This is a genomic window from Corynebacterium sp. ES2730-CONJ (assembly GCF_024834055.1).
Classification (GTDB): Bacteria; Actinomycetota; Actinomycetes; order Mycobacteriales; family Mycobacteriaceae; genus Corynebacterium.
This window is the reverse complement of the sequence record NZ_JANUXZ010000006.1, coordinates 85,636-99,826: the sequence shown is the minus strand read 5'-3', so window position 1 is coordinate 99,826 and position 14,191 is coordinate 85,636. Positions and strand designations below refer to the sequence as shown.

Genomic DNA, 14,191 nt, shown 5'->3' with positions numbered 1-14,191 from the left:
ATATTAAAACCAGAGATTATCGAGGAAACATATTGACAAGCATAGTGCACCGGGGGTACGCCCTGATTGCTATAGTCATCGTGTTCATGGGGCTTCTTATAGTTGTTGGCGGGCCCAATACTCTAGCGCGCGCTGAGGATGCATCGGATTTTTCCGCAACTCCGGTAGCGTCTCGGGTGATCCCCACACCAACTCAGGAATATGAGGGTTGCGAATTTCGCGTGTCCAGCCCGGGGTCGGAAACCGAGCTCTTCGCTCCGCAATTATGCTGGTTAGATCTTAGCCAAATTGATAATCCATGGGACGGGCCGCAACTGGTGAGACAAAAGATTGGTGATCTCACCCTTGAGTTCAATGCTGAAATAGTAGCGGGCAGTTCCTATCTTATGGATGTGACTTCGGAAGTTATTTCTGGAGATGACAAGTCGATATTTGGGTATGATCGTGACGGAATGGTTAACTTCGGCCTCTCCACGGAAGCAGGGCGAAATGAGCAGTTAACTAGTGACCGACTCGAACTGAGCAAGGCGGGGGCTAAAGTTAAGCGACCCGTGCTGCGAGCATATCTGAAGCATACGTTTGGGGGAGAGGGAAAAAAGTACGCCGTGGTGCGTTTGAGCGATATCCGGGTGATTGGCCGAGATAATCGCGAGTTGAAGAAATACGACCTCGTGGTCATGGACGCCGAAAGAACCACAACACGCAGTAACAGCTACCATGAGGCGATTACTTTACAGGCCGACTCGCGCGGGAAAATCCTTCAGCCTCTCTTGCTCTACAACGACGACGGTAGAACTTGCAAATGGGCGAGTACCCTAAATTTCACGTTTGAAGGTAGGAATGCCTGGGGTTCTAGAGCTGCAGCTAACTGGGAAGTCGACGGAAAGACCTTCGACTACGCGTGCTTAGTTGATTATACTGTGACCCAACCCGGAGCCTTCTTAACCTCCATTCAAAATCCCACTTCTCTAGAGATTGGTCTCTATACGTCGAGCACGAGCGGCGGTAAACAAGGCGTCGCCATTGCGCTCAATGTGGGGCGTATAGGCGGCCATGTCGATGCTGATACCTCAGCCGAGACCAAAATTCTCGGGAATCAGACTGTTTTCGACTTTGAGGCGGGTTCTACCAAGGATGAATTCGAAGCAGTTGTGAATTCGAGTACCGATCAACCAGCGCGCCAGGACGCTGCACCCTTCGCCACGCTACTGCGCTCGGTGCGCTACGAAGGAGGGATCCCTCGAGCCTCGGATCCTTATACTTTCCGTTCTCAGGCCCGCACCCCAGATGGTACTAATGTCTTCGACAGATACGATCCCGAATGGACCTGTCAATTAGGGAACAGAAAGCTGCAAAAGGGAAATTTCCCAGCTGGTTTCGTGGTAACTAACGGCGATAATACTTCCACAGTGACCTACGCAAACGCAGAAAATGAGCCCGTCTACTGCGCAGTAAAGTGGAAGCCTAAGTTCAATAGGGCCTCTCTCACTGTGGAAAAAAGGATCGACGGCCTCGATCCACACACAGACCGCGCCTACAATTTCCGCTACCAATGCACACCCCCTCCAGGCTTCGACAAAGCCTTCGGCAATCAGCAACTCGACGGAGACTTCGTGCTGGGGCAGGGCGGCGATCGCACGCTGACCCATCAAATCGACGGGCTCGTCGAGGGCGCGACGTGCCACGTCAGTGAGGATCTTTCCACCGACGACGTGCCCGATGGTTACAAACACACACTCACCTGGAATCCCGAGCAACAGGCAGGGACTTCTCCTTCTCTCACGCTTCGTGCTGAGGACGATTCAGCGAACCGGATCGTGGCAATAAACACATATGAGCGGAAATTGACCGCCCTTAATGTGACGAAAAAGCTCGGAGGGAGTGCGGCTGCAACGCTGGTAGCCCCCGGGCAACAACGCCAGGTCAACTTCGGCTTGACGTGCGAAGGCGTGGACGAACGCATAGTGGCCGTGGATCTGCGTAATGAAAACGGAACGGTGACCACGACCAAGGCGACAAGAGTACCAGGGCTTCCCGCGGGCTCTATGTGTACGCTTTCTCCAAAGTTCAAGGTAGACAACCCTGATATTGTGCTGCGCCATCGATATATTGTCCTCGATGGCAAAAATATTGAGCAGAATCAGTCTGGGGACTATATATTCCGGTTAAAAGATGAAGATGGTTCTGTGAGTAACCTTGCTATTGATACCGCGTACGATAAAACTACGACGGTAACGGTGACTGCAGCAGCCGCCGGCCCAGCCCGGGAGGTAGGGGAAGTTCCCAACCGCGATCTGAGCATTGGTTACCGTTGTGTAGCTGGGCAGGAGACGGTTCTCGAGGGGCGAGTTGCGGCTGCACCCGGCCAGTCTGTTGAGGTAAAAGGAGTCCCTGTCGGTTCCCTGTGTGCACTCGATCTCGATACCTCCTATAACTATCCTCAGGCTAGGTTGCTACGAGACCAGTCCACCGTGACCATCCGCGACGGTCGAGAGCGGACAATTCCGCTGCTAACCGCCGAGCAACCTGTTATCGAAATCAGGGATACTCAAGGGCAGCGCTCTCCAAACATCACTGTATCGGCATGGTTCGCACTGCGCAGTGTCCCAGTACGCATCGTGAATATCCAACACGGGGCTCCTCAAGGACTCGAACAGGCTGAGTTCATCAATAGGATTACCTGTAACGGAGAAGATTTCTCATCAGCTACAACCCTCGCTAAGGCTACGAGCGCTGCTGACTACTCCGCTGCTATGGCGCAACCGCCACAGGGTGGAATAATCGTAGAGCTGCCCGCTGGTGCTCGTTGCGAATACCAGCTCGATGGCAGTGCTCTGCAGGCGCGCCCAGACCTCGCGGTAACCGCCGATGACAGGAAACCTTATAGTCAGATGGGACTCTGGGACTACGCGGGAGTCGCAGACTCCCGGAACCCGCGAGATCCCTTAAGCGCGGACACCCGAGTTGATTCGACCATGAAGCAACCAGTTGTGAAGTTTTCAACCCCGAATACGGTTCCATCGCCTTCGAATCAGGACGTGGCTCTCACCCTCGCCTCGGAGACTTTTTTCCGAACAGCCACTGTGACAGTCAGCTTTCATAAGGAAGCGGTGGGTGCAGTCTCATCTAGCCAGGAATTCCAGTTCAGCTCCAATTGTGAGCCTTCTGATTTCACCTTACGGTCTGGTGAGACTCATCTCTTCAAAGACGTGCCCGTCAATACCACATGCCAGGTCACCGAATTGATCGACGATCATCACACGATTCCTCAGGCGCAGTGGGAACCGCATGATATTTCTCCGCGGTATCGCATCGATCAAGGCGAGATCAACCAGGCTGCAATGAGTCAGGGTGCGGTAACTGAAGGGCCCGCGTGGACCTTCACGGTTCTCCCCGTTGCCGAAGCGGAGGATACCGATAGGCACGGGGATAAATGGACAGTGACTGCCCGCAATACCATTCCTGGAATCGCACTGGACAAGCGCATCAAGGGGGCAGGGCTTTCAGCCCTCACCGAAGCGGTTGCAGGCACCGTTGTGCTTCCAGCGCAAGCGGAAGCCATGGATATAACCTACATAGTTCGTAATCGCTCGACTATTCCTCTGGAAGCAGTGACACTTCGTGATCCTTCTCTTGCAGGTGCGGAGATCCTCGCAGACGGTCAAACGCTCCTGATATCCGATGATGGCCTCATCCCCGCTGCAGCGTGCGAGATAGAAACCCTTGACACCGAGGCGGAGGTCGAATGCTCGATAAAGGTCAAGATCCCCGGGGACCCTCGTCGTTTTTATCACTATCGTGGTTCTGCAGCTGAGGTCACGGCAGTGACAACTGGGCAGGAAAATCTCCAACAGGTTAGTGATATCGCTGGTGCTAATGCGCTGCGACTATCTGCAGCTGTGGCTCAAATGTTGCCACAAACTGGATTGCAGTCGCTGGTACTCTTCCTGCTTCTGGGTGTGATCATTCTTGGATTTGGCCTGTGGCGTTATATGCGGGAATCGTAGAGAGGAACGGGATCTGTAGTGGCAGCAGTGGCACGTATTAAGCCCACGCACCATGCCCCTAAGCGTGGTAGAGGCAAAAGCCAACGGCGCCGCGGGATGCTGAATATCATCCTTGGGATTGCGGTATTGCTTTTCCCCATTGTCTCGACTTTGTATACAGATTATCAATTGGATACGAGGGCTCGCAGCTACGCTGAAAAGGTGCGAGAGATTGAGCCGAGCGAGTTGATACGCGAATATCTCCACAAAGCCCACGTATATAACCAAAACTTGGCGGAAAGCGGACATCATGCTTTTATTCCCACGCCCGAATCGCCTGGCTACGACGAGTATCTGGATATCCTCAATCCCCCTGAAACTTCTGGCATGATCGCCAGATTGGCGATCCCATCACTCGATATCGATTTACCCGTCTACCACACCACGCGCCCCGAGGTGCTCTACCACGGTGCTGGACATATGTTCGGCTCTGATGTGCCAGTTGGGGGGCCAGGGACAAATTCGGTCATCTCCGCACACACGGGGATGGTTAACGCCAGTATGTTTGATAATCTCCCGCGCATTAAAGATGGCGCGGAGATCTACCTTGATGTTCTAGGAGAAGTTCTCGTTTACCGGGTGACCGGAAGGCAGGTTGTTGCCCCAGATGACTATCAGGCTGTGACCTACGAAGCTGGCGTCGATAAGTTAACTCTTATCACGTGCACTCCTTATGGCATCAACACCGATCGTCTCCTAGTGTCTGCTGAACGCGTGCCTCGGGAAATGCCGGAAATTTCTCAATCATGGCGGCCGGTGTTGAGTTGGTGGATGATGATCGACCTCATCATCATTGCGCTGGTGATCGCGTTTGTTTTGTGGCGTGAGTGGCAACGGCGGAAAGAGAACACGAGGGACGCGGATAGTTCCAAGGACTAGCCTAAAGATTAGGGTACCCTAAGTTTTTAATCCTGATAGGATGGAACAAGCGACGCTAGCGGATAAGCGAATCGCTTGCGTTAAGCCCTGCCTGACAGATATCACAGGGCATCTACAACCCACCAAGGAAGTGAGAACCATCGAGAGCGCAACCGCGTCGACCCCCTTCGTCGTTTACTTTTCGTCGGTGAGTGAAAATACTCATCGCTTCGTTCAAAAACTAGGCTTCGACTCCGCGAGAATTCCCCTGAAACCCAAGCAAGAGGGGATGATTCGAGTAGACCGCCCCTTCGTTCTCATAGTGCCTACCTATGGGGGAGGCAGCATGAAAGGCGCGGTTCCGCCACAGGTTAAGGCATTTTTGAATATCCCCGAAAACCGCGCACTTATTCGCGGAGTTATTAGTGCGGGCAATACCAATTTTGGGGAGGCCTATTGCGCCGCGGGGCAGGTCATTTCGCAAAAGTGTCACGTTCCCCAGCTCTACCGCTTTGAGCTCCTTGGAACCAGCCACGACGTTGACATTGTCCGCGATGGACTCCGCAAGTACTTTGCCCCCGAGCAGGCCGCATCCCCAGTTTGATCCCACGGTACAACGCCACAGAAAGTCAGTGAGAACATGAATACGGATATCCCACTAACAGGGCGATTCCCGGTTCTCATCCGTAACTTCGGATCGGGTCGGTCCACAGAACTCACCAGAATGGGGTTGCGGGTTCTTTTGGAGCACGAGAAAATCGGCAGTCCACCCTATGAGTGGGGGATATACAGCCTGTATGGGCCAATCCAAAAATTTGGATCTACTTTCGATCGAACTGCACAATCAATGCGGGCAGCACTAGCGAAGCAGTACCACGGACTGAGCGCTAAAGATATCGAATTTGAGTATTTTGCTGATTGCTGTGTGCAGTCGGCGGGCGCGGATCCTTCCAAGGTGAGTCTTTGGCTTCGCTTCTTATGGGACCCACATATCATGTCTGAACAACGTGAGATTTTAAAGAACGCAAAACGGAAACTGATCACCCACCTACGACATAACCCAGAAACCTTCGCGCAGACCAACCTCAGTGGTTTCGATCGCTGCGTGCTTGTGCTCCCTCGAAGACTGCCCTTTAATCGACTGTCTGACTATTTCGCCCTCATGGGCGGCAGCTATATCTACCTTCTTGAAGACTTCGCTTCGGGTCAGACTCCCGACCTCTTCAACCCCACGTACGTGCCTGCTGCGGAGGAACTAAGCGGTGAGGTAGGGGAGTATCTTGATGGCCAGTAATGGCCAGTGATGGCCAAACCAAAGGAGGTAGTTGAAAATACCTACTCCGGCTCTCGAAGGGTGGGACTGCGAACCACAACAGTGTCCCTCTGAGAAAAAAGAGACTCTACGCGCACGATACACTCATAGAGTGTGGGAGCTATGGGCTCCGCGTAGTAGCTCAGCTGCGTGAGATATGCACGGATACTGGCGGTACGTACTTGGATAGCGGTTTTATAAGCTGCAACAATCCGCCCCTCCAAGGAGCGTTGTACAGTAAATCAATATCTTTCTCAACCACCTGTTGGCGTTCACATTTCGAGGGGAACCAAGAACAGATCACTCGCGGTGCTGGTCGGCCAGACGGGCAGTCTTTACTGTCTCGCTTTCAACTAACACCGAAGCATCAGTAATTAGCAGCTCGAGAGCCAACGGCTATAGTCCCCAAATCGCCACCTTATGCCCAGCCAACGAGGGCAAGCGTCTAAAAGACTCCCTGATTATTGACGTGAACGAACACGCCTCAAAAGTCGCTTACAAACACGGAGCAGCCGGGCGACCGGGAGACATGTCACCCGCAGCAAATCGCCTAACCATGGCCAGTCGCATACGCGGATACGTCACCACGTGCACAAGCTCGGTCTACAAAGCCCACAGCGCTAGCGAGAAAGCCACCAGCAGCGAACGCAAAGCACTCGCCACCATAGGGCGCAGGGGCGGGAAAAAGACCGCAGAACGTCTAAAGTTCGACCTCAACGGCGACTATGCCCAAGCCCAACGCCAGACACTCGCAACAACCAACACACGCCGAACTAAGAGCGCTAAGGCGGATATATGAACCATTGCGGGGTGGTTCCTTAAAGGAAACGCCGAGATAGAACAGTGGCCGACTATTGCGGACGCGATGGAAGAATTTGGGGTGCCGCAGCCTAGTGTTCGCACGAGGGAGTAGGAGTCCTCCAGTCTTTTATCGGAGTTGGGATGGTGACTACCTTAACTAACCTCGCATTTAGCGCAAAAGCTCTAGAAAAAGAAGTCTTTTGAGGCGTAAAACCTGCTGTTGAGGTTTCTACATGTCTCCATTTTCCTGTCGGTGTGCAGCAGTAGATGACAGTGTGCGACCAATCCCTACCATGAGCGCCCTGGCACGGTGATTGTGCTGGGGCGCTTTGGTGGTGCTGTTGTGGTCTTGGTGTCATTCATTTTAGTTCACGGTTGGTTAGTTGTTGTGTCTATGGTTGCTGGTTTCGCGGCTCGATTCGCCGTGGTGTTTCTTGAGGGCTGATTTTTCTTGGCACGATTTCATCGCTGCAGTATCTCACCATAATCTCGCTTGCCCGGACCCATTGAATCACTTCACCGAGGGCATAAACACCAGAGAATGCCCAGGAAGATGCGTCGAGGTGAACTACGATCGCAGCCACCTCGCGCGACAGAGCGAGAACCGTTGACCGGGCTGCCGTTATGTCTGAGGCAGTACGGGTACTTTCTGCAACGCAGCGCACAGACTGATCCGTATGACTGGCTGGAGGCTTGAGATTCCTTGTGCGCAGGCATTGTTGTGCAGAGTGGAGATATTTCGAAGCTCTCCTCGCCAACCGTGTGGTACTTTTGTGGGCGCCTTTTTACTGTGTGTGGTCTAGCTGCTGCGCGTGATACTGAGTCGGGCTGTGAAAACTTCAATTTTCCTGCAAGAATGAAAAACATGGACGGGACCCTTGAGCTCTTACGCCACACCCTTGATGGCGTTGTATACCCTGCTGATGCCGCTAAAGCGCAGACATTGAAGAATCAGCTGGATGACTATATTATCCCGAGGATCACTGATCTTGATGCCCCACTCCTCGTAGTCGTGGGGGGTTCAACGGGGGCCGGCAAGTCTACTCTTGTCAACGCGATTGTCGGGGAAAACGTGACAGCCGCTGGGGTTATTAGGCCAACTACCCGCCAACCCACCCTTATTACGAATACTGCCGATGCGCCATATTTTCGATCGCAGCGCGTGCTTCCCGGTCTTCCTCGTGAACACGGGGAACCTGATACCCAAGCGCTGAGCCTGCGCATTGTCGAATCGAATCTCATCCCAGCTGGCCTAGCGTTGATCGATGCTCCCGACTTTGATTCCATCGATGATACCAATCGCGCCTTGGCCTCCCAGTTATTGGCCGCCGCAGATTCATGGGTCTTTGTGACCACACCGGCACGTTACGCAGATCAAGTGGTGTGGAATTTCTTATCCGATGCTGCTGCCCGACATATTGAGGTCGTTGTGATTCTCAACCGTGTGGATCAACAAGCAGCGGACACGGTTCCCGATGATCTGCGCCGAATGCTCGAAGAGCGCAAACTCGACGCCGAGGTATTTGTGGTGCCATTTGTCCAGCACGAACTACTACCGGTGGAATCTATTGCCACTTACCTCCACGACCTTGCACTAGATACCGCCGCGCGTCGAGAGATCTCCCTGCGAACAGTAGCCGGTGCCCTAGATCAACTCGTTCAAGCCACCGAGGAATTGGCCGTTTCCTATGATCGTCGCCATGAGCAGGCAACCCAGCTAGCTGTAGCTTTCGATGATGCCTATTCGAGGGCCTGTCAGCATATTATCGACGCCACCTCAGATGGACACTTGCTGCGCACCGAAGTCATGGCGCGGTGGCAAGATTTTGTGGGAACCTCGGACGCGTTCCGAGTGATTGATCGCTGGTTTTCTCTCGCCCGGGATCGAGTGGGCTCCTTTTTTACCGGCAAACCCACCCCACTGCGCGAGGTGGAAACGCAGATTGAAACCGGCCTTCATGCGGTAATTATCGACGCCGCCGATACGGCTGCGGGGCGATGCTGGTCCTACCTCGGCTCCCAAGCGCCCAAGCTACGCGATCAGGCTTCACATGATCTAGCCCGCGCCGGTGAAGAGATATCCGAACGGGCCGCAACGCTCGTGCGGGATTGGCAGGCAGACTTGGTGCGCTATATTGAGGAAAACGCTGCCTCTAAACGCATGACCGCTCGCCTCGCCTCACTCGGACTCAATGCGGTGACCGTCGCACTTATGATTGTGGTTTTCGCTTCCACGGCAGGGCTAACTGGTGGTGAGATCGCTATCGCAGGTGGCTCAGCGGTATTGGGCCAGAAATTGCTGGAAACGATCTTCGGTGAGGAAGCCGTCAGGCGCATGGCGAAACGCGCGCGCCAGGATCTCGATGAACGCGTCGCAATCCTTATGGCTGATGAGCGGGCTCGCTACCAACCGGTGACTGAGCAGCTCATTGTAGGTACCCCAGCTGAAGCGCTGAGAAGCTCAGCTCGTCAAGCCCTCGCAGAGGTTAAATATGTCTAAGCTTCAGCACCGTCTTCATGCCCTCGAAGCAGCGCTCACATCTCAGTATCTCTCCCCAGAGGATCGCGACGCTATGAATAAAGTGCTTGTTCATGCGGCTGCGAGGAGAAAACTGTCATCTGAGCACACGGTGGTGGGATTCTTCGGTGCCACAGGCTCAGGGAAAACATCACTTTTTAATGCCATAGTCGGAGAAGATTTGGGTGCCTCCTCACCGAGACGCCCCACAACCTCGGCACCGTTAGCTGCGATCTGGCAACCAGAGGGGGCCAGCGAACTCCTCGACTGGTTAGGTATTGAAGACCGGCGCACCCGTACGGGTAGTTTCACCGCAAAGTCTGGGCCGCTTATTCTGCTTGATCTCCCAGATTTTGATTCAGTTGATCAGAGTAATAGAGAAATTGCGAGCCGGTTGGCAGCCCAGGTTGATGTGCTCGTGTGGGTGACCGATCCGGAGAAATATGCCGACCGGATTATCCATCAGGATTTTATTCGGCCCCATGCGAGTCATTCCGCTGTCACCCTTGCCGTGCTCAATAAAGCTGACAGATTAGCCCCCGCCGATATACCGGAGGTGACAGCATCGCTAACAGGGCTTTTAAACGATGACGGGTTAGACAATGTTTCGGTACTTGCAACCTCCACTCTTACGGGAAGTGGTATCACCGAATTGCGCGAGGCTATCGCCACTATAGCGGCGAGCAAAAACGCTCAGAGTGCTCGGATAGTAGCAGATATTCACGCTCTGAGTAACCGCTTGGTGCCTGCCCGTCATGGGCAAGTAGGGGCGCACGCTAAAAAGGAGCTTGATCGCTCCCTAGCCCAGGCAGCAGGGGTCGATCGCCTCGCTGAGATTACTGCCGCAGCGTATCGACGGCGATTAGGTCTACGCACAGGTTCACCCCTTCTGACTTGGGTACTAAAACTGCGCCCCGATCCTTTGCGACGCTTGGGATTGCGGGAGGAGCAGGATCACAGCGATGTGCACCGCAGTTCATTGCCTGCCCTTGATGCCGCAAGTAAAGCGATATCCAATAAGGCGGTGCGCACCTATACGCATGCAGTGGCAGATCAATTACCGCACCCGTGGGATTTAGCGGTCATTGAGCAAGGAAACGACAGCGCCCACGCACTTCCAGAAGAGTTGGACCGAGCAGCAGCGCGCACGAAACTGCCCGCCCAACCTTCGGCAGCGTGGGGGCTTTTGACCTTCATCCAATGGATAGCGCTCTTTATGGCGCTTATGGGGGTGCTGTGGTACCTCGCTGTCGCCTTCATCCCTGGGGTGCTCACGCCGCTGCTTGGCGATAGCCTCATACCCGCCATTGAGGGATGGCCTTATCCTACCCTTTTGATACTTGGAGGAATACTTATAGGCATACTTCTCAGCCTGATGGGAGCCGCCTTTGGTGGGGTGATTGGAGCGGTTGTTAAAGCGCGGACGCGGCGGGCACTAAAGAAGGAGATCGCACAAATATCTACCGCGACGGTCGTGCGTCCTGTTGCAGTTATTCGTCAGGATTACGAAGATTTAGCGCGCGCGCTTCGATCACTTGCCTAGGCGTATCAGCCGCCGCCTAAAAAGGGCGATTCGGCTATGAGACAAGAAAAAGCTCACACCAATAGGCTTATTGGTGTGAGCGGATAGGTATGAGCTCTGCCGGGTCAGAAATCTGGCAAGGATACTTTAGATGAAGTGTACTGGGTTCTCGAGGGTACCGATTCCATCAATGGTGATGCTAACCGTGTCGCCTTCTTCCACGGGGATAGGACCTGGAGGGCACCCCAGGCTAATCACATCTCCCGCCTTCAACGTTATATATTCCGAACAATAAGAAATGGCCTGCGCAGCGGACCATATTTGATACCGCGTAGATGAATCGACGAGGTCAAGGCGCTGACCGTTGCGCGTAAGGTGGGCGGTGATATGAGCATCATCAGGGTTATCGAGTTCGGTTTCGATCCACGGGCCGATTGGGCAGAAGGTATCGAGGCCTTTGCCCCTCGACCATTGGCCATCCTGCCCCATCAATGCTGGTGCCGACATATCATTGCAGATGGTATAGCCCAACACATATTCTAGGGCCTCATCCTCGGTCACTTTCTTACAATCCTTGGCCATCACCACTGCAAGTTCAGACTCGAAGATGGATCCGCGTGCTACTTCTGGGACCTCGATATTATCCCTAGTGCCCACAACCGCAGAGCTCGGCTTGAAGAAAATAAACGGAGCGCGATCCTTCTCGGGATCAAAGGGCCGATCATCGGCTAGATACGCACATGCGAGGGCGACCACTTTCGATGGCGTGACGGGGCTGAGGAGGCGTGCCGATGTAGGGATTTTTTCGCCAGTTTCTTCAGCTGTTAGAGCAGCAGTGAGGTTGTCGGCGTCGAGCACGTGGTATTCCTGATCAACGCGGGCATATAGCTCGCGACCGTGCCACTCGATTCGAGCGATCTTCATGGTTCTTCTTTCTCTTCATGAGTTCCGAGGGTGCTCGGTACCTTTCTTAGATTCTTAACCAATTATTAGCTATTCGCAAGGGTTTTCATACTGTTAGATTGCTCCCATTCACAGCCAACGAGAGTATGCCAAAGCACAAAAATCCATCGCCAGGCCATAAGCATTGAGCCAGAAAAAAGCCCCACCAGATACGGTGGGGCTGCTACGGGGTATTTTAAGAATCGACTTCAGTAAACTTTCGATCCCACGCCGACCGAACAGGGTTGGCGTCGGCAAGCAGGAGATCGAAACGATCATTGGCGATTTCCACAATTTCGGCGAGAAGAACGCGCCGCTCTTGCTCATCGGAGTTGCCCAATCGGCGAATACCCGATTCAATGATCGATTCCACAGTGTCAGTAGTATCAAGGTAGGCCACATAGGGAAGGCCGAAGCGTTCCTTATAAGCACGAGAGATATCTTGGATCCGTTGGGTTTCTACGTCATCGAGATCATCGATACCGATAGAACCACGGTCGGAGGAAATTTCTCGCGAGCTGACGGTATCGGCCATCAAGAGAGCCGCCATATCGGGGTAATCGTTAATCAGGTTGAGTTTGTCCGTTTCGCCGGCGGTGAGCACAGATACCTGGATAGCGCTGCGTAGCTCGTTAATATCAGCGAAGGGGCGAGATTGCCAAGCGCGCTCCAGCGGCCAGGTTTGCTGATTGAAAAGCGGCCGCAGTGCCGCAACGAACTCTGCCTTGTTCATAGCGTTGAGATCGGCTAAAGATACTCCCTTATCGCCCGTTCGGGCGATATCCGAGCCCGCCGGTTTCCCGATATGGAAGAAGAGGAGATTGAGCACGATCGCTGCGATAGCTCCGATAGACATGCCCGAGGAAACGAAGATACGTGACCACTCGGGAAGAGCCAGCGCAATTGACGGTTTGAAGGTCACCAACATGGCCAAACCGAGAGCGGTGCTCACGATGACGGCATTGCGATTGTCGTTGAGATCAGCCTTCGCGATGGTTTGCATTCCCACCCAGGCAACTGCAGCAAACATTGCGAGTGAGGCGCCCCCGAGCACGGGGGAAGGAATCGATGCGACAATGGCGCCCGCCTTGGGAAGGAGGCCGAGAATGATCATAAATCCAGCAGCAGCCGCAGCAACCCAGCGCGATTTCACATTCGTAATCCGCACCAGCCCGACATTTTGGGCGAAGCAAGTATAAGGGAAGGAATTCATAATGCCGCCAAGGAAGGTGGAAAGACCATCTGCCCTCAGCGCGCGCTTAATATCATCTCGGCGGATTCGTTTTTTCACGATCTCACCAGTGGCAAAAACATCGCCCGTCGTCTCCACCATGGTGATAATCATGACAATAATCATCGAGATAATGGCCGCGATATTAAATTGCGGGATACCGAAGTAAAAAGGCGTAGTAATCCCAATAGGAGCGGCTTCGGCAACTTTATCGAGGTTGGCATCGCCTAGAATTAATGCCACCGTGGTGCCCGAAACCAAACCGATCAGGATGGCAAGAGTACCGAGAAATCCTTTGAAGAAGCGCTGAGCGAGAATAATAACCAGCAGCGTGCCAGCTGCGTACGCGAGATCTTTGGTGGCCGGGGTGCCGTCAGCATAATTGGTGAAATCATTAGCTGAGACAAAAAGGAGCGAAGTACCCATGACGAGGAGGACAGAACCTGTCACAACAGGGGGGAAGAATTTTAGGAAGCGAGCGAATATGGGGGTGGCAAAAAATGTAAAAAGCCCTGCTACGATCACGGCTCCGTAAATCGTTGGCAGGGCTTCAAGGCCACCTTCACCATTGGTGACTCCCATCCCGATGGCGATGATGGGGGCGACCGCAGTAGTGGTCACGCCTTGAATAATAGGAAGGCGCACACCGACGTGCTTTCCAATGCCTACCGCTTGAATCAGGGTAGCAATGCCGCAGGTCAGTAGGTCGGCATTAATGAGGTGGATGGTAGTTTCAGCGTCGAGATTGAGCGATCCTGCTATCAAAAGGGGCACGATAACCGCACCGGCGTAGAATGCCAGAACGTGCTGAAGGCCGAGAGCGGCGAGCCGCGAGGCACCGGGGACTTGATCCACTGGGTGAATAGGTGGCTGTATAGGCGGCGTAATGCCTGCAGCGGAAGTCACAAAAATCTCCTTGGGAGTGTGCAAATCGAAGTAGTGTAGGGAGAATTTTAGCCGT

Annotated in this window: 10 protein-coding genes; 7 read left to right on the top strand and 3 right to left on the bottom strand. The window is 53.8% G+C overall.

All coding sequences use genetic code 11. The annotated features are described in order from the left end of the window. Nucleotides 1–86: 86 nt before the first annotated feature. The 5 genes from NXS13_RS08305 (at nucleotide 87) to NXS13_RS08285 (ending at nucleotide 7,015) form a co-directional block, all read left to right on the top strand. On the top strand, nucleotides 87–4,007 hold the full coding sequence (locus NXS13_RS08305; RefSeq protein WP_259289615.1) for a DUF5979 domain-containing protein: 3,921 nt from the start codon (nucleotides 87–89) through the stop codon (nucleotides 4,005–4,007). A gap of 18 nt (nucleotides 4,008–4,025) precedes the next feature. Then, nucleotides 4,026–4,925 carry a class C sortase gene (locus NXS13_RS08300; protein WP_259158665.1) on the top strand — a complete coding sequence of 300 codons (900 nt, stop codon included), beginning with the start codon at nucleotides 4,026–4,028 and terminating at the stop codon, nucleotides 4,923–4,925. Between the two features lie 40 nt (nucleotides 4,926–4,965). Beyond that, nucleotides 4,966–5,508: a class Ib ribonucleoside-diphosphate reductase assembly flavoprotein NrdI gene (nrdI, locus tag NXS13_RS08295; protein WP_259079796.1), complete on the top strand. Its 543-nt coding sequence runs from the start codon at nucleotides 4,966–4,968 to the stop codon at nucleotides 5,506–5,508. A gap of 36 nt (nucleotides 5,509–5,544) precedes the next feature. Next, entirely contained in the window at nucleotides 5,545–6,198 is a 654-nt protein-coding gene (locus NXS13_RS08290; RefSeq protein ID WP_259079804.1) for a hypothetical protein, read from the top strand. 547 nt (nucleotides 6,199–6,745) lie between these two features. Further along, a complete protein-coding gene (locus NXS13_RS08285; RefSeq protein WP_259079806.1) occupies nucleotides 6,746–7,015 on the top strand; it encodes a hypothetical protein in 270 nt (89 codons plus the stop codon). Between the two features lie 394 nt (nucleotides 7,016–7,409). Here NXS13_RS08285 and NXS13_RS08280 read toward each other — a convergent pair whose 3' ends face one another. Beyond that, nucleotides 7,410–7,682: a hypothetical protein gene (locus NXS13_RS08280; RefSeq protein WP_259079808.1), complete on the bottom strand. Its 273-nt coding sequence runs from the start codon at nucleotides 7,680–7,682 to the stop codon at nucleotides 7,410–7,412. 200 nt (nucleotides 7,683–7,882) lie between these two features. Between NXS13_RS08280 and NXS13_RS08275 the strand changes: the two genes are divergently transcribed. After that, nucleotides 7,883–9,517, top strand: coding sequence for a GTPase domain-containing protein (locus NXS13_RS08275; RefSeq protein ID WP_259289614.1), 1,635 nt, complete (start codon nucleotides 7,883–7,885; stop codon nucleotides 9,515–9,517). Next, the gene (locus tag NXS13_RS08270; RefSeq protein ID WP_259158668.1) at nucleotides 9,510–11,078 is read left to right on the top strand and encodes a GTPase; all 1,569 of its coding nucleotides are present in this window, start codon (nucleotides 9,510–9,512) and stop codon (nucleotides 11,076–11,078) included. The genes NXS13_RS08275 and NXS13_RS08270 overlap by 8 nt, the downstream gene beginning before the upstream one ends. 126 nt (nucleotides 11,079–11,204) lie before the next feature. Here NXS13_RS08270 and NXS13_RS08265 read toward each other — a convergent pair whose 3' ends face one another. Then, nucleotides 11,205–11,981 carry a fumarylacetoacetate hydrolase family protein gene (locus NXS13_RS08265; protein ID WP_259079817.1) on the bottom strand — a complete coding sequence of 259 codons (777 nt, stop codon included), beginning with the start codon at nucleotides 11,979–11,981 and terminating at the stop codon, nucleotides 11,205–11,207. Nucleotides 11,982–12,195: 214 nt separating this feature from the next. Further along, nucleotides 12,196–14,136 carry a solute carrier family 23 protein gene (locus NXS13_RS08260; RefSeq protein ID WP_259079819.1) on the bottom strand — a complete coding sequence of 647 codons (1,941 nt, stop codon included), beginning with the start codon at nucleotides 14,134–14,136 and terminating at the stop codon, nucleotides 12,196–12,198. Nucleotides 14,137–14,191 lie beyond the last annotated feature (55 nt).

Bases quoted from the DNA above. Each gene is read 5' to 3' on its own strand.
- NXS13_RS08305 (WP_259289615.1), top strand. From the start codon at position 87: ATGGGGCTTCTTATAGTTGTTGGCGGGCCCAATACTCTAGCGCGCGCT.
- nrdI (WP_259079796.1), top strand. From the start codon at position 4,966: ATGGAACAAGCGACGCTAGCGGATAAGCGAATCGCTTGCGTTAAGCCC.
- NXS13_RS08290 (WP_259079804.1), top strand. From the start codon at position 5,545: ATGAATACGGATATCCCACTAACAGGGCGATTCCCGGTTCTCATCCGT.
- NXS13_RS08285 (WP_259079806.1), top strand. From the start codon at position 6,746: ATGTCACCCGCAGCAAATCGCCTAACCATGGCCAGTCGCATACGCGGA.
- NXS13_RS08275 (WP_259289614.1), top strand. From the start codon at position 7,883: ATGGACGGGACCCTTGAGCTCTTACGCCACACCCTTGATGGCGTTGTA.
- NXS13_RS08270 (WP_259158668.1), top strand. From the start codon at position 9,510: ATGTCTAAGCTTCAGCACCGTCTTCATGCCCTCGAAGCAGCGCTCACA.
- NXS13_RS08265 (WP_259079817.1), bottom strand. From the start codon at position 11,981: ATGAAGATCGCTCGAATCGAGTGGCACGGTCGCGAGCTATATGCCCGC.